Source organism: Mesorhizobium sp. CAU 1732, assembly GCF_039888675.1.
Taxonomy (GTDB): Bacteria; Pseudomonadota; Alphaproteobacteria; order Rhizobiales; family Rhizobiaceae; genus Aerobium.
This window is the reverse complement of record NZ_JBDQQR010000001.1, coordinates 2,208,797-2,229,152: the sequence shown is the minus strand read 5'-3', so window position 1 is coordinate 2,229,152 and position 20,356 is coordinate 2,208,797. Positions and strand designations below refer to the sequence as shown.

Here is a 20,356-nt window from a genome sequence, read left to right as displayed (position 1 = left end):
GGATGTTCCAGAAGATCCTGATCGCCAACCGCGGCGAGATCGCACTCCGGGTGCTTCGCGCATGCAAGGAACTCGGCATCCAGACCGTTGCCGTGCATTCGACGGCTGACGCCGACGCCATGCATGTGCGCCTTGCCGACGAGAGCGTCTGCATCGGGCCTCCGCCTTCGCGCGACAGCTACCTCAACATCCACCAGATCGTGGCCGCCTGCGAGATCACGGGCGCCGACGCGATCCATCCCGGCTACGGCTTCCTGTCGGAGAACGCCAAGTTCGCCGACATCCTGGCAGCGCACAAGATCACCTTCATCGGCCCCTCGGGCGACCATATCCGGGTGATGGGCGACAAGATCGAAGCCAAGCGCACCGCAAAGCGGCTTGGGATTCCCGTTGTTCCGGGCTCCGAAGGCGCAGTGACGGAAGACCACGAGGCCAAGCGCATCGCGGCCGAGATCGGTTACCCCGTCATCATCAAGGCGTCCGCCGGCGGCGGCGGTCGCGGCATGAAGGTTGCGCGCAACGAGGAGGACCTGTCGGTTGCGCTCTCCACCGCAAGGTCCGAAGCGGGCGCCGCCTTCGGCGACGACGCCGTCTATATCGAAAAATATCTCGAGAAGCCGCGCCACATCGAGGTGCAGATCGTCGGAGACGGCGCCGGCAACGCGATCCATCTGGGCGAGCGCGACTGCTCGCTCCAGCGTCGGCACCAGAAGGTCTGGGAAGAGGCGAACTCGCCGGCGCTGAACGCGACCGAGCGGGCGCGCATCGGCGGCATCTGCGCGAGTGCTGTGGCCGATCTCGGCTATTCCGGCGCGGGGACGATCGAGTTCCTGTACGAGAATGGCGAGTTCTATTTCATCGAGATGAACACGCGCCTCCAGGTCGAGCATCCGGTGACCGAGGCGATCACCGGCATCGATCTCGTGCATGAGCAGATTCGCGTCGCATCGGGCGGTGGCCTGTCGGTTCGCCAGGACGATATCCGCTTCCAGGGGCACGCCATCGAGTGCCGTATCAATGCGGAAGACCCGAAGACGTTCGTGCCTTCGCCCGGCACGATCACGCATTTCCATACGCCGGGCGGCCTCGGCATCCGGGTCGATTCCGGCGTCTACTCCGGCTACCGCATCCCCCCCTACTACGACAGCCTCATCGGCAAGCTGATCGTGCATGGACGGAACCGCGTCGAATGCATGATGCGTCTGCGACGCGCGCTCGACGAGTTCGTGGTCGACGGGATCAAGACGACGCTTCCGCTCTTTCAGGATCTCGTGGGCAATCCCGACGTAGCCAATGGCGATTACGATATTCACTGGCTCGAGAAGCATCTGGAAAATCCGGAATAAGGGCGAACGCCCTGAGCGCCAACGCGATGGAAATGCGCTGGCGCTCTATGGTATCGTCCGGCGATGATCCCGGTGCACCGTAGATTGCCGTTCCGGCCCCATGCGATAGCGCAGCGATGACCCGACCCTTTGCGCCCGGCCACCGCATACCCACGGAACTCCTGCTGCGCGCCTATGCGTCGGGCGTCTTTCCCATGGCGGAGAATGCCGACGATCCGGAGGTCTTCTGGGTCCGACCCGAAACGCGCGGCATCATCCCGCTCGATGGATTTCATCTCCCCAAAAGCTTGCAGAAGGTGATCCGTCAGCGCCGTTTCACCCTGACGGTCGATACGGATTTCGACGGCGTCATCGATGGCTGCGCGGAGGCGAAGACGGGCCGCCTGTCGACCTGGATCAACAAACCGATCAGGCAAGCTTATGGCGCGCTGTTCGACCTCGGCAACTGCCACACGGTGGAAGCATGGCGCGAGGGACGGCTCGTCGGTGGCCTCTACGGCGTGACACTCGGGCGGGCATTTTTCGGCGAAAGCATGTTCTCGCGCGAGACCGACGCGTCGAAAGTATGCCTCGCGCATCTCGTCGAGCGGCTGCGTGAACGTGGGTTCGTCCTGCTCGACACGCAGTTCACGACCGAGCATCTGACGCGATTCGGGGCCGTCGAAGTGCCGCGCGCCAAATATGAGCGCATGCTCGCGGACGCGGTCGACGGCGACGCTCAGTTCAACTGATCAGCCTCGAAAGACAAATCGCCGACCGCTCAATTGGTGGCGGCGGCTTCCGGCGGTGGAACGTCCGACTGCTGCTTGCAGGTCTTCAGCCATACATCGTAAACTGCGTGTTCGACCGCGTTGAGGCCCGGACTTTCGGCAAACATCCAGCCCGTGAAGATACGGCGGATTTTGCGGTCCAGCGTGATCTCATCGACCTCCACGAAGGAATCGGTCTTCGGCTCTTCGGTCTCGGGCGCCGAATAGCAGACCCGCGGCGTCACCTGCAGAGCGCCGAACTGCACCGTCTCGTCGATATAGACGTCGAAGGTGATGATGCGGCCGGTGATCTTGTCGACACCGGTGAATTCGGCAACCGGGTTTTTCACGCGCTCGGAAGGACGCGCTTCCTGCGGCTGTACGACCCCGTCATCCGGCGTGCCCTGCGGCTGGTCGGAAAGCGGTTGCTGCTGCTGGAACTGCGGGTCGCCTTGAAGCGGCGGCAGCGGGAATGATTCCACCTGCGCGATCGCGACGGACGCCCAGCCGCTGGCGAGAAGAGCCACCCCGGCCGCGAACGACGTGGCGCGGCAATGCTTGAAGTGGCGCTTAGCGATCATTCGGACGAACCCGTCGGGTGAAGAGAGGCGGCTGGACGCAGGATACGGGAAAGGCCGATAACGCCCAAATGTGGCGAGACTGGTATCCGGGCCAGCCCCGAACTCTGCGAACCGTATGTCAGGAGCCCGGGGTCCAGGCGTCGTAGTCGCCCGTCACGCGCGGGCGCTCCTCGCCGGTGAGCAGGGAGCCCTTCGGACGATAGGCGGCCGGACTGCCGGTCAGGTTCGGGATATGCGGCTTCTGCCATTCACGCGCCTGGTAGGTCTCGGCGCTTGGCGGCGTATCGACGCGATGGTGCATCCAGCCATGCCAGCCGGGCGGGATCATCGAGGCTTCCGCATAGCCATTGTAGATGACCCAGCGCCGCGTCAGGCCATCCGAATTGACGCCGCCCTCGTAATAGACATTGCCTGCCTCATCCGAGCCGACGCGCTTGCCATAGCGCCAGGTGTGGAGCCGCGTGCCGAGCGTCTGGCCGTTCCACCACGTGAAAAACTGCGTGAAAAAGGTCTTCATCGATTCCTCTGGCAAGGTCGGTTGCCGCTCGTGGCGTTATGGCGCTCGCTGCTCGCAATGGCAAGACCGTAGCGGGTGCGAGACCAACTGTCGCTCCTATTCGAGCCGCAATTTGAAACCCATATGGCTCTTGGCGAAGCCAAGTCGCTCATAGAAGCGGTGGGCGTCGGTTCGGGCCGCATTCGAGGTCAGTTGCACGCGCCGCGCGCCGACGTCCCGCGCACGCTCGATCGCGAAGCGCATCATCGCTTCGCCGATGCCCCGGCCGCGCATATCGGCGCGGGTCTGCACGCCTTCGACGTTGAGAGCTGCCGATCCGCGCCCGCTCATCGAGACGATCAGGGTCGTCTGGAACGTGCCGACGACCTCGCCATCGGCAACCGCGACGTAGAGCGTATCGTTTTGGCTCGCCGCGATGCGTCGGAATGCTGTTTCGTAGTCGCCGAATGCATGCGGGTCCGTTGTATCGCCGTGACCGCCAAGTGCATCAGCGACAAAGAGCGCGACGATAGCCGGAATGTCGGCCGTCGTCGCTTCGCGTATCGCGGGCCGGAACGCCGACATGCCGGTCAGTCGGCCCAGACGATCGGGCGCTCGTAGATCAGCGCCGGAATGCCGGACTGGCCGGATCCGCAATTGGCCGTGCTGCCTGTATGAGCAAACCCCTGCGCCAGATAGAAGGCGATGGCCTTCTCATTCGCTTCCTCGACTTCGAGGCGCACCGTATTGGCATCGGGGAAGCAGCTTTCGACCTCGTCCAGCAGCATCCCTCCGACGCCGCGCCCCTGAAAGGCCGGCCGGACGTAAAGCTGGCGCAGCATGACCGTCTTGCCGTCGTCGATGGCGGCCGCGAATGCCATCCCGCTGATCGCCTCACCGTCATCGGCGACGAGGAATTCGGAGTGCGGCTTGTCCAGCCTTGCCGTCAGCGCGGCAATCGAATGCCATTCATCGGTGATTTCCGTGACACGGGCCGGCCCGTAGATCGCGTCGTAGGTGTCGTGCCACGTCTCGACCAGCAGCGAGCGGATCGCCTCGAGATCACCTGAGCCTGCCGTCCGAACGAACATCCGCTACTCGATCCCGAGCTTGGCCTTGACGAGGTCGTTGACCGCCTGCGGATTGGCCTTGCCGCCGGTCGCTTTCATCACCTGGCCGACGAACCAGCCGGCCATGGAGGGTTTCGCGCGTGCCTGTTCGACCTTGTCGGGGTTGGCCGCGATGACATCGTCGACAGCCTTTTCGATCGCGCCGGTATCCGTCACCTGCTTCATGCCGCGGCTCTCGACGAGTTCGCGCGGATCGCCGCCTTCGGTCCAGACGATTTCGAACAGGTCCTTTGCGATCTTGCCCGAAATGGTGCCTTCCTTGATCAGGTCGATGATCGCACCGAGCTGGTCGGGCGAAACGGGAGCATTTTCGATGTCGCCGCCGGCCTTGTTGAGCGCGCCCAGAAGGTCGTTGATGACCCAGTTCGCGGCGAGCTTTCCGTCGCGGCCGGCCGCCACCTTCTCGAAATAGTCGGCAATCGCCTTGTCCGAGACGAGGATCGACGCATCGTAGGTCGAGAGGCCGAGGCTTTCGATCAGCCGCGCCTTCTTGTCGTCTGGCAGTTCCGGCAGGTCCTTCGCCAGCGCGTCCACATAGGCCTGGTCGAATTCCAGCGGCAGGAGGTCGGGATCGGGGAAGTAGCGGTAGTCATGCGCTTCTTCCTTGGAACGCATCGAACGCGTCTCACCCTTGTTGGGATCGAACAGACGTGTTTCCTGAACGATCTTGCCGCCGTCCTCGAGAATGCCGATCTGGCGACGGGCCTCGTATTCGATCGACTGGCCGACGAACCGGATCGAATTGACGTTCTTGATCTCGCAGCGCGTGCCGAACGGCTCGCCCGGACGGCGAACCGAGACGTTGACGTCGGCGCGCATCGAGCCTTCGTCCATGTTGCCGTCGCATGTGCCGAGATAGCGCACGATAGTCCGCAGCTTGGTCAGATAGGCTTTCGCCTCGTCGGAAGACCGCATATCGGGCTTCGACACGATCTCCATCAGCGCGACGCCGGAACGATTCAGGTCGACGAACGACATGGTCGGATGCTGGTCGTGGATCGACTTGCCGGCGTCCTGCTCCAGATGCAGGCGCTCGACGCCGACTTCGATGTCCTCGAAATTCCCCTCACGGTCGGGGCCGACCGAGACGATCACTGTCCCCTCGCCCACGATCGGCTGCTGGAACTGCGAAATCTGGTAGCCCTGCGGAAGATCGGGGTAGAAGTAGTTCTTCCGATCGAAGACCGACTTGTGGTTGATCTTCGCCTTCAGCCCGAGGCCGGTACGGATCGCCTGCTTGACGCACTCCTCGTTGATCACCGGAAGCATGCCGGGCATGGCGGCATCGACGAGGCTGACATTGGAGTTCGGCTCCGCGCCGAAGGACGTCGACGCACCCGAGAACAGCTTGGCTTCGGACGTTACCTGCGCATGCACCTCCAGCCCGATGATCACCTCCCAGTCGCCCGTGGCGCCGGGGATCATTCGCTTCGGTTCGGGTGTGCGCGTATCGATGAGGGTCATGGCATTCCGGTCGTTTTTGTCGCGTGACGGATTGCACAGTCGCTAGATCAAACCGGCCACGCTGGCAAGATGACAGGCCGCCGCCTCTGGCGTTTCGGCACGTATGACGCTATATCAGCCGCCTCCCATGGAGCTTTTTATGTTCACGTTCTGCAGTGAGTCCCGATAGAGCCCTGACGTCCTTCGAGATCGTCAGGGCATGAAAACAGCGAACCACCGCGCCGCCTAAGCGGCAGCGGTCCTCTTCGTTCGGCCTATGGCCGGGTTTTCAGGACTTACTTCGATGAACATAACGCGCGCGGAACAGCGCATCCTGCATCTTTTGGCACAAGGCGGGTGGATCGAACTCGAACGCGACGATGACGGCCGTATCGAAGTCGTACACTGCCATACCCGAGACAATTGGCGGTTCTCCGGCTTCGACCTCGATCTCTTCCGGCGGCTGAAAAGGCGCCGTGCCGTCGCCTCGCGCGGCGGCGGGCCTTACCGCATCACACGGCGCGGCCTGGAACTCGTTCGAGCCCGCCTCGACAACCGTTGAAGCAGGATGATCCCGCCGGTGCCTGAGCATCGGCGGGACGACCTGTCATGCAGTCGCGATGTACTCGCGAATCTGCTCGGCCTCGCGTTCCACCTCCTCGATACGCCGCTTGACCACGTCGCCGATCGAAATGATGCCGTCGAGTTGACCGTTCTTCTCCACGGGCAGGTGACGAAATCGGCCGCGCGTCATCAGTTCCATCACGCCGTTGACGGTATGGGTCTCACGGCAGGTGGTGACCTTTGCGGTCATCACGTCGGCAACCCGCGCATCGAGCGCCGCCACACCGGTCGCTCCGACTGCGCGTACGATGTCTCGTTCCGATAGAATTCCGATGATCCTGTTGTCACCGTCGGTGATCACGACGGCACCGATGCGCCTCTCCCCCAGCAAAGTCGCGGCTGCACCGATCGTGGCCTCCGGGTTCAGCGTGACCACGTCGTGGCCTTTTTCCTCCAGGATGGATTTCACCGTCATCGCGCGCTCCTCCGTGCTCGGTCAAAGACTCAGGCCGTACGCGCCAGGTCGGCTCGTCGCGAAACGATCACGACCGTCGGCAAAACCGCCAGCCTGCATGCAACATCGTGCGCCGGGGAACGCTGATTTTCAAGGGCGGGCGAGATTCCGGCTTCGACTACGCAGCCGGGTCATCGCGTTTGTCGAAGAACCTCAGGAGAAAGAAACCGGCAAGAAAGCCGCCGACATGGGCTTCCCACGCGATCTGGCCATCCGACCCCGGAACCCCTCCCCAGAGGCCCATCACCAGATTGACCGCCATCCAGACGACGAGGAACGTCATGACGGTTCGAGAGCGGAAGACTTGCGGCACCGAGAGGATGGAACCCGTGAAAGCGCCCTTCCTCGCGCGCCGGTCGACCTGGAAGCCAAAACGCGCAGCCGCGCCCATCATGCCCGAGATCGCTCCCGAAGCACCGACAAGCGGCGACTGGTCGTAGGGATGAAGCACGAAATGCAGCGCGACGGCGGCAAGCGACGTGACGAGCCAGAAGGCCAGAAAGCGGCTCGCTCCTATCCGGTTGGCGAGCGGCGAACCAAACGCCGCGAGCCAGATCATGTTGACCGCGAGATGGCCGACGCTTCCATGCAGGAACGCATAGGTCCACGGCGCGAGGAACGCGTAGATATCGACGAGATAGCCGCCCGTATAGCGGACGGGAATGAACGCGAAGCGCACGATCAGGCCGATATCCTGATCCTGGCTTAAAACGTAGAGTCTCATCAAGTGAATGCCGACGCAGGCAGCGATGAGGATCACGACGATACGCGGCAGATTGAAAACCGGCTCGCGCACGGCGGCTGCGCCGGGCTGATTCTGCTCGTCCAAGTCGGAACGGGTCGATTCGGGGTCTGAGGTCATGCCAGCCGATGTGGTAAATGGGCCTTTCGGCTACCAGACCCCCGCGCAAATGAAAAGCCGTCCGGAGTTTCCTCCGAACGGCTGGTCGAGCCCCCATGCTCACCCAAGAACTTGTTCCGCCGGGACCTTTTCGCCGCAGCGCCGTCCCCCTTGACGTGATTTCCAGATGCCACAGCCGACGGCCGCGGGCAACGTAAACCCTTTGTTAACCCTAACAAACCGGAACGCCGTGAACAACGGTTAACGGCTCTGGCATGCCTTCTGCCTGTACGGGCATGTAGACCATCGGACGGCACGTTTCTGTTCACCGATGGAACATTCCGCGACGGACAAGGGGCGGTGAGGGAATATGAAACAGGAAGGATCGATTGCGCTGTTCCAATACTGGAACAGGTTGCGGGACGGACGTCCGGCACCCCGGCGCACCGAGATCGAACCGGCCGACATCAAGTCGCTGCTGGCCGACACGTTCATTCTTGAAAAGGACGCGCGCGGCGAACCGGTGTTCAGGCTGGCGGGCACGAGGCTTTGCGCGACCTATGGGCGCGAGTTGAAGGGGTATTCCTTTCCGCTCCTGTGGTCGCGCCGCGACCAGCGCATGGTCTCGCGCCTTGCCTACAGCGCGTTTCACGACAAGTCAGTGGTGGTGGTGACCTATATCGGGATCAGCCAGAGCGGACGCGAGAACCCGTTCGAGATGGTCCTGCTGCCGCTGGAAGGCGGACTGGGAAGCCCGCGTTCACTCGGCGCGATCACGCCCGAGCACAAGCCCTACTGGCTTGGCGCCGACCCAATCGTGGAAGGCCGCGTGGACACGTTGCGCGTGGTCGATCCGGAGAGCGAGCCGGCCTTTCTCGCCAACCGGTCCTCGTTCAGCACGCCGCCCATCGCACCGGCCGATTCGCAGATGCTCCGCGACGGGCTCGATCGTCCTGACCCGGGACGTCGGATCCGCCACCTCGTCGTGTTCGACGGCGGTCGCGAACGTTAATCTGCAACACCTCTCCCGCCCCCCGACTTACCGTATATTAACCGGACTTGGCCTAAGTTCCGCGACGTCTCTTCGGAGTATCGCGTAGCTTGAGGGAATCCGGGCGGATGCAGATATGATTTCAACGGCGACGAATACTGCGCCGTCACGGGCCGAGCGCCGCAACTTCCAGCGCGTGCGTGTAAAGATCTATGGCCGCTACATGCTCGAGGACCGCTCGGAGCATCCGTGTCAGGTTGTCGACATGTCGCCAGGCAACGTTGCATTTCTTGCAGACCAGCCCGGCCAGCTCGGCGAAAAGATAATTGCCTATCTCGATCATATCGGCCGCGTCGAGGGTGTCGTCACGCGCGGGGTTGAAGGCGGCTTCGCGATGACGATCGTCGCATCGGAGCGCAAGCGCGACAAGCTTGCGGCCCAGTTGACCTGGCTTGCCAACAAGCATGAACTGGACCTGCCGGAAGATCGCCGCCACGAACGCGTCGCGCCGCGCAACCCGATGAGTGTCATGATTCTCGGCGATGGCCGCCAGTATCAATGCCGGATCATCGACCTGTCCCTTTCCGGTGCAGCCGTCGAACTGGACGTGAAGCCGGCGATCGGTGTCGCAGTCACGCTCGGCACGATGCGCGGACGCGTGGTGCGCCATTTCGACGACGGCATCGCGATCGAATTTTCCGTCCTGCAGCGCGAAGAGACGCTCGAGGCAGAATTCAGCGGTCGCCGACAGGCCTGATCCGCCCTATTCCATAGCCCTGTCAAAGCCGGCCTTCGTGCCGGCTTTTTTCGTTGTTCCGACGATCCTGTTGTGGCGCAGCGCAGGCTGCCACGATCGATAAAGTTTTAGATAAATTCGACTAAAAATTATATAGTTATCTATTCAAATCTATACCATCTTTTCGGCAATATCGATCTGCCTTTGAAGCAAGTTCTACTTCGCTCTTTTGCGCGGAATAAATCCGCACCTGTCATTGTCTCCTCAACAGGGGAGACTACACAATGGGGAAGCAGGGGACACTGCTCGCGGCAATGACCGCAATCGTCTTGGCCGCGGGCGCAAACGCGGCTGCAGCACAATCATTCATGCCCACGGGCGGACTTTCGACCCAGCCGGTCGGACATTACGATTTCTGCCGGCGTACGCCACAGGAATGCACCAGCACGAGACAGGCAGCGCCCGTCAATCTGACACGTGAGCTGTGGACCAAGATCGTCGAGGTCAACAATCTGGTCAACACGATGATCACGCCGCGCACCGACATGGAAATCTGGGGCGTCGAAGAATACTGGTCCTACCCGGTCGATGGCGTGGGTGACTGCGAGGACTACGCGCTGGAGAAGCGCCGCCGTCTCATTCAGGCCGGCGTGCCTGTTTCCAACCTTCTGATCACCGTGGTTCGGCAGCCGAACGGCGACGGGCACGCGATCCTGACCGTCAACACCAGCATGGGCGACTTCGTTCTGGACAATCTGGAGCCGCGCGTCATGGCCTGGAGCGAGACGGATTACCAGTTCCTCAAGCGCCAGTCGGCACGCCATGCCGGCATGTGGGTTTCGATCGACGACGGCCGCAACGTGCTGGTCGGCAGCGTCAGCTCGAACAGGTAAGCGAACACAGGGACAACCCGGTCGAGTCCCCACCCTCCCCGTCCCCAACGACCGGGTTCAGGAGCCGGCCCTTTCCCCAAAGGGTCGGCTCCGTCATTTTTCGGCATTGAGGAGGAACTGGGAGAGCGAGATTTAGGCTGCGCAGCCTAAATCTCGACGACCTTGCCTTCGGCGAGCGTCACGCGTCTGTCCATGCGCGCGGCCAGATCGTGATTGTGCGTTGCGATGAGGCATGAAAGGCCCGACTGGCGGACCAGTGCCTCCAGAGCATCAAACACGTAGGACGCCGTCGCGGGATCGAGATTTCCCGTCGGCTCGTCGGCCAGCAGGAGAAGCGGCGCATTGGCAACCGCGCGGGCGATGGCGACGCGCTGCTGCTCACCGCCAGACAATTCGGCCGGGCGATGCTCGGCGCGCGGCCCGATCTTCATGTAGTCCAGCAACTGAATCGAACGATCGCGCGCATCCTTCGGACCAAGGCCGCGGACCAGTTGCGGCATCATGATGTTCTCGATCGCGGAGAACTCCGGCAGGAGATGATGAAACTGGTAGACGAAACCGATCTGGTTGCGCCGGATCGCGGTCCGCTCGTCGTCGCTCAGCCGTCCGCAGGCACGACCATTCAGGATCACATCGCCGCCATCGGGCCATTCGAGCAGGCCCGCCGTGTGAAGCAATGTCGATTTGCCAGCGCCCGACGGGGCGACGAGCGCGACGGTTTCGCCGCGATGCAGCGTGAAATCGGCGCCGTCGAGAATCGTCAGCTTGCGCGCACCCTCGTCGTAGCGGCGTTCGACGGCTTTCAGTTCGAGCAGAACATCCTTCGCCATCATTCGTACCGCAACGCTTCGACTGGATCGAGCCTGGCCGCGCGCCAGGCGGGGAACAGCGTCGCGATGAACGACAGCAACAGCGCCATCAGGACGACCGAGATCGTCTCCTGCATGTTCATCTTGGCGGGCAGTTGCGACAGGAAATAGAGTTCGGGATTGAACAGGGTCGTGCTGGTGAGCCAGGAGAAGAACTGGCGTATCGATTCGACGTTCAGGCACACCACGACGCCCAGAATCACGCCCGCGATCGTGCCCGTCACGCCGATCGCAGCGCCGGTCATCACGAATATCCGCATGACCGCGCCGCTCGTCGCACCCATGGTGCGCAGGATCGCTATGTCCCTGCCCTTGTCCTTCACAAGCATGATCAGGCCCGAGATGATGTTCAAAGCCGCGACAAGCACGATCAGCGTCAGGATCATGAACATCACGTTCCGCTCGACCTGAAGGGCTGAGAAAAACGTCTGGTTTCGCTGGCGCCAGTCCGTCAAGAAGATCTGGCGTTGGGCGGCCGTTTCGACGAGCGGGCGCAGCGTATCGACCGCGTCGGGATTGTCGACGAAGACTTCGACCGTCTGGGCCAGGCCTTCCGCATTGAAAAAGAGCTGCGCCTCCCCGAGCGGCATGAACACGATCGACGCATCGTATTCCGACATACCCACTTCGAATATCGCGCTCACCGGATACGTCTTCTGCCGTGGGGTGACGCCAAACGGCGTAACGTCTCCGTCAGGCGCCACGAGCTGGATCCCGTCTCCGACGCCCAGGCCGAGCGTGTCGGCCATCCGCTTGCCAATCGCGACGCTTTCCCCGGCGTCGAAACCTTCGAGCGTTCCCTCTCGGATGTTACCTGCAACCGTCTGGAGTTTCTCGATGTCCTGCTCGCGCAGGCCACGGACAAGCGCGCCCGAGCCGGTCCCGACCCGCCCGGTGGCGAGCACCTGGCCCTCTACCAGCGGGATCGCATAGCGCACGCCGGGTACACCTTCGATGCGGCTGGCGACCTCGGCGTAGTCGTCGAACGGCCGGTCGATCGGCTGGACGATCAGATGCCCGTTGATGCCCAGGATCCGGTTCAGCAGTTCTTCGCGAAATCCGTTCATCACGGCCATGACGATGATCAGCGTCGCGACCCCCAGCATGATGCCGACAAACGAAATCAGCGAGATGACCGAAATGACCGTGTCCTTGCGCTTGGAGCGCAGATAGCGCCACGCAACCATCCGCTCGAAGCCGGAAAACGGCCCCGCCCCGGACAAGGGTTTCGTCTCGGCCACGCTCATTGTGCCTTTCTCGCGCCCGCGATCAACTCGGCGATCGGTTTGTTGTGACGCTCTCCGGTCGCGCGATGCTTGACCTCGACCTCGCCGGCAGCAACACCGCGCGGGCCGACGATGACCTGCCACGGTATGCCGATCAGGTCCATGGTGGCGAACTTTCCGCCGGGCCGCTGGTCGGTGTCGTCGTAGAGCACGTCGTGACCGGTCGCTGTGTAAGCAGCTTCGATCTCGGCGCAGACGCGGTCGCATTCAGCATCGCCGGCCTTCATGTTGATCAGGCCGATGTCGAACGGCGCGATCGATTCCGGCCAGATGATGCCGTTCTCGTCATGGCTCGCCTCGATGATCGCCGCGATCAGCCGTGTCGGGCCGATGCCATAGGAGCCGCCGGATACGAAATGATCCTTGCCGTCCGGCCCCGTCACCTTGGCGCCCAGCGGCTTCGAATATTTGTCGCCGAAATGGAAGATGTGCCCGACCTCGATGCCGCGCGCGGCCAGACGGTCACCCTCCGCGACCTTGGACCAGACGTCCTCTTCATGCATCTCCTCGGTCGCGGCGTAGGGCGTCGTCCAGTCCTGAACGATGCCGGCGATCGCTGCGTCATCCGAAAAATCCGTATCGTCGCCGGGCACGGCGAGGTCGAGGAAGTCGCGGTGACAGAACACCGCGCTTTCGCCCGTCTCGGCGAGAATGATGAACTCGTGGCTGAGATCGCCGCCGATCGGGCCGGTGTCGGCGCGCATCGGTATCGCCTTCAGCCCCATACGGGAGAAGGTGCGCAGATACGACACGAACATGCGGTTGTATGCGGCGCGTGCGCCCTCGAAATCCAGATCGAACGAATACGCGTCCTTCATCAGGAACTCGCGCGAGCGCATCACGCCGAAACGCGGACGCACTTCGTCGCGGAACTTCCACTGGATGTGGTAGAGGTTGAGCGGCAGGTCCTTGTAGGACTTCACGTAGGACCGGAAGATGTCGGTGACCATCTCCTCGTTGGTCGGCCCGTAGAGCATGTCGCGCTCATGGCGGTCCTGAATGCGCAGCATCTCCTTGCCGTAGTCGTCATAGCGACCGCTCTCGCGCCACAGCTCCGCCGACTGGATGGTCGGCATCAGGATTTCCAGAGCGCCTGCCCTGTTCTGCTCTTCGCGGATGATCTGGTTGACCTTGTCGAGCACACGCTTGCCAAGCGGCAGCCATGAGAACGAGCCCGCTCCCTGCTGGCGGATCATGCCGGCACGCAGCATGAGCCGGTGCGAGACGATCTCGGCCTCGCGCGGATTTTCCTTCAGGATGGGCAGAAAGTAACGCGACAGACGCATGAGGAATTCCGTGAGAAGAAGGCGCTGCGGAATCATGCGCGCCTGGGACTTATTTGCCAGCGCTTCATAGCGATTTCGTGGCGCTATGGAAACCCGAAGCCAGCCGCGACGACGCATCCCTTGCGTGAGGGAAAGCTAGGCAGTCGCTGCCGAACAATTGTGCAGTGCAGCACATGTTGAGGTGTTCTCGCGCAATATTTTAGGTGACAAGTTCGTGAAGGTTGGTCTACTGTGCTCAACATAATCGAGAGGGCAGAGAAAAAATCCGCCCTCCTGCGCGGTCAAAGTCTTGGGAGGATGCGATCTAGGCGCGATATTCCGCAGCCGCCGTCAAACGGAAAGCAGATCGGACGCGTTTAAATTGCAAGGCTTCGGCCTTGCATTTTTTTTGTGCATCGAAATAAATCAGAAAACGCCGATCGCCGTGGTTGCTTGATGGCGACGTCATGCGCCCGGCTCAGCGTGCCGATGGACCTATCCGCGGGATGTCGTTGAACGAAAAACCGAAATAGACCACCGCAACATAAAACAACCCGAAGATTATTCCCGACACGATCGTGGTGCGGATGACGGCGCCGCGCATATGTGCGCCTCTAGGCGCGCTGGGCATCGTACCGAGCGTCACCTCGCCGTCCTCTTCCTGGGTCTTGAGCCCGATGGGAAGCATGGCGAACAGCACGACCCACCACAAGATGAAGTAGATCGCGAAGATGGAAATCCAGGTCATCGCGCATCACACCTGTTCGAGTTCGACGAGCGTACCGAAGAAATCCTTCGGATGAAGGAAGAGCACCGGCTTTCCGTGGGCGCCGATGCGCGGTTCCCCATCGCCGAGCACGCGCGCGCCCTGCGCCTTGAGGTGGTCGCGAGCGGCGGCGATGTCGTCCACCTCGTAGCAGACGTGGTGCATGCCGCCGGACGGGTTCTTCTGCAGGAACGGCAGGATCGTCGAGTTGTCGCCCAGCGGCTCCAGCAGTTCGATCTTGGTGTTGCCGACATCAACAAAGGCGACGGTCACGCCATGCTCGGGCAGCGGCTGCGGTTCCGAAACGCGCGCGCCCAGCGCATCGCGATAATGCGCGCTCGCCGCCGCGAGATCGGGGACGGCGAGAGCGACATGGTTCAGACGTCCGAGCACGGCAAAGCTCCTAGCGCGTGATGAAGACCGTCACGATCGGCTTCTTGCCCCACGCCTCGTTCGCGGACGAACGGACCGCGCGCCTCACGGCCTCGGCGACAAGATCGAGGTCTTTTCGCCTGACACGCGGAATACTATCAACCGCGCCAATCGCCGCATCGACCATCAGTTCCTCGAGAAGTTCGCCCTTCGCGTCCTTTTTCGCGACGCCAATCGCGACGAGGTCGAGGTCGCCAGAAATATCGTAGCGGTCGTCGAGCACCACGTTCACCGCGACATGGCCGGCGAAGGACAGCTTGCGCCGGTCGCGCACGCCCACCTCGTCCTCCGAACCGACGATACGGCCATCCTTGAACACGCGCCCGAACGGCACCTGGTCGATGATTTCGGCCACACCCGGCGCGAGCCTGATCATGTCGCCGTTGCGGACCTGCGCAATTTCGGGAATGCCGGCCTGCGCGCCGAGCGAACCCTGCGCGACCAGATGCGCCGCCTCGCCATGCACCGGCACGAGCACGCGCGGCCGGGTCCACTCGTACATTTTCAGAAGCTCATTGCGGCGCGGATGGCCCGAGACATGCACCAGCGCGTCGCCGTCCTCGACGATCTTGATGCCCTGCTCGATCAGCAGGTTCTTGATCTCGAGAATGGCCTTTTCGTTGCCGGGAATCATACGCGACGAGTAGATGACCGTATCGCCCGGCGAGAGCGCCACGTTGCGCATCTCGTCACGAGCGAGTTTTGCCAACGCGGCGCGAGACTCTCCCTGGCTTCCCGTGCACAGGATGACCAGATTGTCGCGCGGGATGTAGCCGTAATCCTCTTCGGAAATGAACTCCGGCACGCCGTCCATATATCCGAGCTCGGTTGCCACGTTGATGGCGCGCTTGAGCGACGTGCCGAGCACGAGCACCTGTCGGCCCGAATCGCGTGCCGCTTCCGCGACTGAGCGGATACGCCCGATATTCGATGAGAATGTCGTGACGGCAACCCGCCCTGGCGACGCGTCGATGACCTCCTTGATGCCAACGCCCACGGCTTGCTCGGACGGAGAATCGCCTTCGCGCAACGCGTTGGTCGAATCGCAGATGAGCGCCACGACGCCCTCGTCGCCGATCGCGCGAAAGCGCGCTTCGTCGGTCTTCGGGCCGATCGTCGGCGCGGGGTCGATCTTCCAGTCGCCCGTATGGATGACCGTGCCGGCCGGGGTGCGGATGGCGAGCGAAACCGGCTCCGGGATAGAATGCGTCACCGCCAGGGCTTCGATGTCGAAAGGCCCGACGGAGAAGCGCTCACCCGCGTGGTAGATCTGCACCGGAATGTCCGGGCCGCCATCCATGCGCCGCTTGGCCTCGAGGAGCCCGGCGGCAAACGGCGTCATCCACACCCGCTTCTTCAGGCGCGGCCAGATGTCGAGCAGCGCACCGTAGTGGTCTTCGTGCGCGTGGGTGATCACAATGCCCTGCAGATCCTTGACGTTCTCCTCGATGAATCGCGTGTCGGGAAGAACCAGGTCGACACCCGGCAGGGTCGGATCAGGGAACGTCACGCCGCAATCGACGACGATCCATTGCCGCGCATGCGACGGACCGAAGCCGTAGAGGGCGAAATTCATCCCGATCTCGCCGACGCCGCCAAGCGGGCAGAAGACCAGTTCGGCCTCATCGTGTCTGGACATCTATACTCCTTTGCCGCGCCGTCAGGCGGATGTTGCCGAAGCGACCGCTCCGAAATGAACGTCGCCGGCGGCGATCGTCACCGTCTCGCCATTGGCACCCCGGACAACGAACCGGCATTCCTCGTCAATCGTTTCGAATATGCCGCGAACGACGCGTTCGTCCACCTTCACCGCGACGTCCGAGCCGATGCCCGCGGCACGTGCAAGCCAGCGCCGGCGGATCGCGGCCAGGCCTCGGCCTGCGTCCCACAGCCTCGCATTCTCGATCCACGCATCGGAGAGCGCAAGAAACAGTGTTTCGGCGTCACAGGTGCCGCCAAGGGCGGCGAGCGATGTCGCTGGATAGGGCACGCCCTCAGGTGCCGCAACCACATTCACGCCGATGCCGATCGCCACTGCGAATCTGTCCGGCCCCAGCATGGTCGATTCCAGCAGGATGCCGGATAGCTTCGCCCCGTGCGCCAGAACGTCGTTCGGCCATTTCAGTTCGAACCGGCCTCCCTGAACCGGCGTTCCGCCATCGACGCCGACGCCGATCGCGCGGTCGGGGATGACGGCCTCCAGTGCATCCGCCAGCGCAAGGCCGGCGACAAAGCCGAGCGTCGCGGCGACCTTCAGATCGAACTCTTCGACCAAGAGCAGCGTGGCAGCCAGGTTGCCGTGCGGCGTCTGCCACTCGCGCCCGCGCCGGCCCCTGCCCGCTTCCTGACGCTTCGAGACGAGCCACAGCCTGCCTGCATCGCCTTTATGCGCACGCTCGATCGCCACAGCATTGGTCGAGCCGATCGTGTCGAACGCCTCGAGGCGGTAGCCCTGTGCGGTTGCGGTGGGCGCGAGGGAAAATCCCATCCGGTCAGAAGAACGTCTTGGCGGCAGCCTCGGCCATGCGGCCGATCGGTCCGCCGATCAGCACGTAGAACAGCACGAAGGCACCGGACACGCCCAGAACCAGCCGAAGCTCGCCGGCCATCGGCTGGAATGCACCGACCGACTCGTCGAACCACATGATCTTGATGATGCGCAGATAGTAATATGCGCCGACGACCGAAGCGAGCACGCCGATGATGGCGAGCGCATAGAGTTCCGCGTTGATCGCAGCGAGGAAGACGTACCACTTCCCCCAGAATCCGGCGAGCGGCGGAATGCCCGCCAGCGAGAACATCAGGATGGTCAGGATGGTCGCCATAACCGGGTTGGTGGAAGAGAGGCCCGCGAGCTCGTCGATCTGCTCGACATTGCCCTCCTTGCGCCGCATCGCAAGGATGAAGGCGAAGGTTCCGAGTGTCATGACGAGGTAGATCAGCATGTAGATCGCGACGCCGCGAACGCCTGCCTCGCTGTTGGCCGCGAGGCCCACAAGCGCGAAGCCCATATGCCCGATGGACGAATAGGCCATGAGGCGCTTGATATTGCGCTGGCCGATCGCGGCGAACGCACCGAGGATCATGGACGCGATCGAGACGAAAACGATGATCTGCTGCCAGTCGGGCGCAATGGGCTCGAATGCCCCCATGGTCACGCGGACCAGCAGCGCCATCGCGGCCATCTTGGGCGCGGCTGCGAAGAAGGCCGTCACCGGCGTCGGCGCGCCTTCATAGACGTCGGGCGTCCACATGTGGAACGGCACGGCCGAAATCTTGAACGCCAGTCCGGCGAGCACGAAGACCAGGCCGAAGACGAGCCCGAGCTGACGCTCTTCGCCGGAGAGCGCGGCGGCAATGGCATCGAAGCCGGTGTTGCCGGTGTAACCGTAGACCAGCGAGATGCCGTAGAGCAGCATGCCGGACGACAGGGCACCGAGCACGAAGTACTTCAGGCCAGCTTCGGTGGAGCGGACGCTGTCACGATTGATCGCAGCGATCACGTAGAGCGCAAGCGACTGGAGTTCGAGGCCGACATAGAGCGCGAGCATGTCGTTCGCCGACACCATCAGCAGCATGCCGAGCGTCGCGAGGATGACGAGGACCGGGTATTCGAACTTGTCGAACTTCTCCTCGCGGGCAAATCCGACCGACATGATGAGGGTCAGGACGGAGCCGGCGAGTGTCAGCACCTTCATGAACTTGGCAAACGGATCGCTGACGAAAGCGCCGCCAAAGGCTTCGCCCTCGCCCACGAACATCAGCATCCAGCCGCCCGCACCGATGAGCAGCGCGATGGCAAGCCCGGTGACGGTCGTGTTGGCACGCTCGCCCGAGAAGACGCCGATCATCAGCAGCGCCATCGCGCCGACCGCCAGGATCAGCTCCGGCGTAGCGAGAATGAGGCTTGTGGAAAGGTCTGCCGCCATGATGCTGTCCGGGCCTTACTGGTTCATCGCCGCGGCCTGAGTGGCCTCGATCGACAGGTTTACCTTGTTGATGAGTGCGTCGACGGACGCCGCGGTCGCGTCGAATACCGGTGCCGGATAGACGCCGAACAGGATCACGAAGAACACCAGCGGGTAGATGATGGCCTTTTCGCGCGTCGACAGGTCAAGCATTCCCTTCAGGCTTTCCTTGGTAAGCTGACCGAAGACGACGCGGCGATAGAGCCACAGCGCATAGGCTGCCGACAAGACCACACCGGTGGCGGCGAAGAGCGCGACCCAGGTGTTGACCTTGAACACGCCGAGCAGCGTCAGGAACTCGCCGACGAAGCCGGAGGTGCCGGGCAGTCCGACATTCGCCATCGTGAAGATCAGGAACACCACCGCATATTTCGGCATGTTGTTGACGAGTCCGCCATAGGCCGAAATCTCACGCGTGTGCATGCGGTCGTAGACGACGCCGACGCACAGGAAGAGCGCGCCTGAAACCAGGCCGTGCGACAGCATCTGGAAGATCGAACCCTGGATGCCCTCGGAGTTCATCGCGAAGATGCCCATGGTCACATAGCCCATATGGGCGACCGACGAATAGGCGATCAGCTTCTTGATGTCCTCCTGCATCAGCGCCACCAGCGAGGTGTAGACGATCGCAATGACCGAGAGCGTGAAGACGAAAGGCTGGAAGTAGAGCGACGCGTCCGGGAACATCGGCAGCGAGAAGCGCAGGAAGCCGTAGCCACCCATCTTCAGGAGGATGCCCGCCAGGATCACCGAGCCTGCTGTCGGCGCCTCGACGTGTGCGTCGGGCAGCCAGGTATGGACCGGCCACATCGGCATCTTGACCGCGAACGATGCAAAGAACGCGAGCCATAACCATTGCTGCATGCCGACCGGGAACTCGTGCGTCAGCAATGTCGGGATGTCGGTGGTGCCCGCCTGCCAGAACATAGCCATGATGGCGAGCAGCATCAGCACCGAGCCGAGCAGCGTATACAGGAAGAACTTGAACGAGGCGTAGACACGCCGCTTTCCGCCCCACACGCCGATGATGATGAACATCGGAATCAGGCCGGCTTCGAAGAAGACGTAGAAAAGAACGATGTCGAGCGCGCAGAACACGCCGATCATCAGCGTTTCCAGGATCAGGAACGCGATCATGTATTCCTTGACGCGGTGCTCGATCGATTCCCACGAAGCAAGGATGCAGAGCGGCATCAGGAACGTCGTCAGGATGACGAACAGCATCGAAATGCCGTCGACGCCCATGTGATAGGAAATGCCCGAATCCAGCCAGTCGACCTTCTCGACCATCTGGAACCCGGCGTCGGCATTGTCGAAGCCGGCCCAGATGAAGAGCGACAGGACGAAGGTGAAGACCGTCGTCAGAAGCGCGACGTTGCGGATATTTCGGCGCGCAGCCGTTCCCTCGTCCCTGATCAGCAGAATCAGGAACACGCCGACCAGCGGCAGGAAGGTGACAGTCGAGAGGATAGGCCAGTCGGTCATG

At 62.5% G+C, this 20,356-nt stretch carries 21 protein-coding genes and 1 pseudogene; 6 read left to right on the top strand and 16 right to left on the bottom strand.

The features are described from left to right. Window positions 1-2: 2 nt before the first annotated feature. A complete protein-coding gene (gene accC / locus AAFN55_RS10935; protein ID WP_347798868.1) occupies window positions 3-1,346 on the top strand; it encodes an acetyl-CoA carboxylase biotin carboxylase subunit in 1,344 nt (447 codons plus the stop codon). Between the two features lie 116 nt (window positions 1,347-1,462). Then, entirely contained in the window at window positions 1,463-2,077 is a 615-nt protein-coding gene (gene aat, locus AAFN55_RS10930) for a leucyl/phenylalanyl-tRNA--protein transferase (RefSeq protein ID WP_347798867.1), read from the top strand. Here aat and AAFN55_RS10925 read toward each other — a convergent pair. The 5 genes and pseudogenes from AAFN55_RS10925 to gatB form a co-directional block, all read right to left on the bottom strand. Beyond that, window positions 2,065-2,454: pseudogene (locus AAFN55_RS10925) on the bottom strand (DUF2155 domain-containing protein); the annotation flags it as partial. The gene aat and the pseudogene AAFN55_RS10925 overlap by 13 nt on opposite strands. Before the next feature lie 340 nt (window positions 2,455-2,794). Further along, window positions 2,795-3,193 (bottom strand): NADH:ubiquinone oxidoreductase subunit NDUFA12, encoded by a 399-nt coding sequence (locus AAFN55_RS10920; RefSeq protein ID WP_347798866.1) that lies wholly within the window; start codon window positions 3,191-3,193, stop codon window positions 2,795-2,797. Window positions 3,194-3,289: 96 nt separating this feature from the next. Next, window positions 3,290-3,757 (bottom strand): GNAT family N-acetyltransferase, encoded by a 468-nt coding sequence (locus tag AAFN55_RS10915; RefSeq protein ID WP_347798865.1) that lies wholly within the window; start codon window positions 3,755-3,757, stop codon window positions 3,290-3,292. A gap of 5 nt (window positions 3,758-3,762) precedes the next feature. Then, window positions 3,763-4,263: a GNAT family N-acetyltransferase gene (locus AAFN55_RS10910; protein ID WP_347798864.1), complete on the bottom strand. Its 501-nt coding sequence runs from the start codon at window positions 4,261-4,263 to the stop codon at window positions 3,763-3,765. 3 nt (window positions 4,264-4,266) lie between these two features. Continuing rightward, complete coding sequence (gene gatB, locus AAFN55_RS10905) at window positions 4,267-5,766, bottom strand: Asp-tRNA(Asn)/Glu-tRNA(Gln) amidotransferase subunit GatB (protein WP_347798863.1); 1,500 nt, start codon at window positions 5,764-5,766, stop codon at window positions 4,267-4,269. Window positions 5,767-6,049: 283 nt separating this feature from the next. Here gatB and AAFN55_RS10900 point away from each other — a divergent pair, with 283 nt between their 5' ends. Next, window positions 6,050-6,307, top strand: coding sequence for a YjhX family toxin (locus AAFN55_RS10900; protein WP_347798862.1), 258 nt, complete (start codon window positions 6,050-6,052; stop codon window positions 6,305-6,307). Window positions 6,308-6,352: 45 nt separating this feature from the next. On the opposite strand, the gene AAFN55_RS10895 is transcribed toward AAFN55_RS10900, so the two are convergent. Together AAFN55_RS10895 and AAFN55_RS10890 are read right to left on the bottom strand one after the other, a co-directional pair. After that, window positions 6,353-6,784, bottom strand: a complete 432-nt coding sequence (locus AAFN55_RS10895) for a CBS domain-containing protein (protein ID WP_347798861.1) — start codon at window positions 6,782-6,784, stop codon at window positions 6,353-6,355. Window positions 6,785-6,941: 157 nt separating this feature from the next. After that, window positions 6,942-7,652 (bottom strand): rhomboid family intramembrane serine protease, encoded by a 711-nt coding sequence (locus tag AAFN55_RS10890; protein WP_347798860.1) that lies wholly within the window; start codon window positions 7,650-7,652, stop codon window positions 6,942-6,944. A gap of 382 nt (window positions 7,653-8,034) precedes the next feature. On the opposite strand from AAFN55_RS10890, the gene AAFN55_RS10885 reads away from it, so the two are divergent. The 3 genes from AAFN55_RS10885 to AAFN55_RS10875 all read left to right on the top strand — a co-directional run bounded on the left by AAFN55_RS10885 (window position 8,035) and on the right by AAFN55_RS10875 (window position 10,284). After that, a complete protein-coding gene (locus AAFN55_RS10885) occupies window positions 8,035-8,676 on the top strand; it encodes a PAS domain-containing protein (protein ID WP_347798859.1) in 642 nt (213 codons plus the stop codon). Between the two features lie 115 nt (window positions 8,677-8,791). Continuing rightward, window positions 8,792-9,412 (top strand): PilZ domain-containing protein, encoded by a 621-nt coding sequence (locus tag AAFN55_RS10880; protein WP_347798858.1) that lies wholly within the window; start codon window positions 8,792-8,794, stop codon window positions 9,410-9,412. A 263-nt stretch (window positions 9,413-9,675) separates the two neighbouring features. Beyond that, window positions 9,676-10,284, top strand: a complete 609-nt coding sequence (locus tag AAFN55_RS10875; RefSeq protein WP_347798857.1) for a transglutaminase-like cysteine peptidase — start codon at window positions 9,676-9,678, stop codon at window positions 10,282-10,284. Window positions 10,285-10,430: 146 nt separating this feature from the next. On the opposite strand, the gene AAFN55_RS10870 is transcribed toward AAFN55_RS10875, so the two are convergent. The 9 genes from AAFN55_RS10870 to AAFN55_RS10830 all read right to left on the bottom strand — a co-directional run bounded on the left by AAFN55_RS10870 (window position 10,431) and on the right by AAFN55_RS10830 (window position 20,355). Next, entirely contained in the window at window positions 10,431-11,114 is a 684-nt protein-coding gene (locus AAFN55_RS10870; RefSeq protein WP_347798856.1) for an ABC transporter ATP-binding protein, read from the bottom strand. Further along, window positions 11,114-12,400, bottom strand: coding sequence for a lipoprotein-releasing ABC transporter permease subunit (locus AAFN55_RS10865; protein WP_347798855.1), 1,287 nt, complete (start codon window positions 12,398-12,400; stop codon window positions 11,114-11,116). The genes AAFN55_RS10870 and AAFN55_RS10865 overlap by 1 nt, the downstream gene beginning before the upstream one ends. Continuing rightward, complete coding sequence (gene proS / locus AAFN55_RS10860; protein ID WP_347798854.1) at window positions 12,397-13,725, bottom strand: proline--tRNA ligase; 1,329 nt, start codon at window positions 13,723-13,725, stop codon at window positions 12,397-12,399. Before proS ends, AAFN55_RS10865 begins: the two co-directional genes overlap by 4 nt. Window positions 13,726-14,182: 457 nt before the next feature. Continuing rightward, window positions 14,183-14,452: a DUF1467 family protein gene (locus tag AAFN55_RS10855; protein WP_347798853.1), complete on the bottom strand. Its 270-nt coding sequence runs from the start codon at window positions 14,450-14,452 to the stop codon at window positions 14,183-14,185. Between the two features lie 6 nt (window positions 14,453-14,458). After that, window positions 14,459-14,863 (bottom strand): methylmalonyl-CoA epimerase, encoded by a 405-nt coding sequence (gene mce, locus AAFN55_RS10850; protein WP_347798852.1) that lies wholly within the window; start codon window positions 14,861-14,863, stop codon window positions 14,459-14,461. A gap of 10 nt (window positions 14,864-14,873) precedes the next feature. Next, entirely contained in the window at window positions 14,874-16,541 is a 1,668-nt protein-coding gene (locus AAFN55_RS10845) for a ribonuclease J (protein ID WP_347798851.1), read from the bottom strand. Between the two features lie 21 nt (window positions 16,542-16,562). Next, a complete protein-coding gene (locus tag AAFN55_RS10840; RefSeq protein ID WP_347798850.1) occupies window positions 16,563-17,390 on the bottom strand; it encodes a biotin--[acetyl-CoA-carboxylase] ligase in 828 nt (275 codons plus the stop codon). A gap of 4 nt (window positions 17,391-17,394) precedes the next feature. Further along, a complete protein-coding gene (gene nuoN / locus AAFN55_RS10835) occupies window positions 17,395-18,831 on the bottom strand; it encodes an NADH-quinone oxidoreductase subunit NuoN (protein ID WP_347798849.1) in 1,437 nt (478 codons plus the stop codon). A gap of 15 nt (window positions 18,832-18,846) precedes the next feature. Further along, on the bottom strand, window positions 18,847-20,355 hold the full coding sequence (locus AAFN55_RS10830; protein WP_347798848.1) for an NADH-quinone oxidoreductase subunit M: 1,509 nt from the start codon (window positions 20,353-20,355) through the stop codon (window positions 18,847-18,849). Between the last annotated feature and the right edge of the window lies 1 nt (window position 20,356).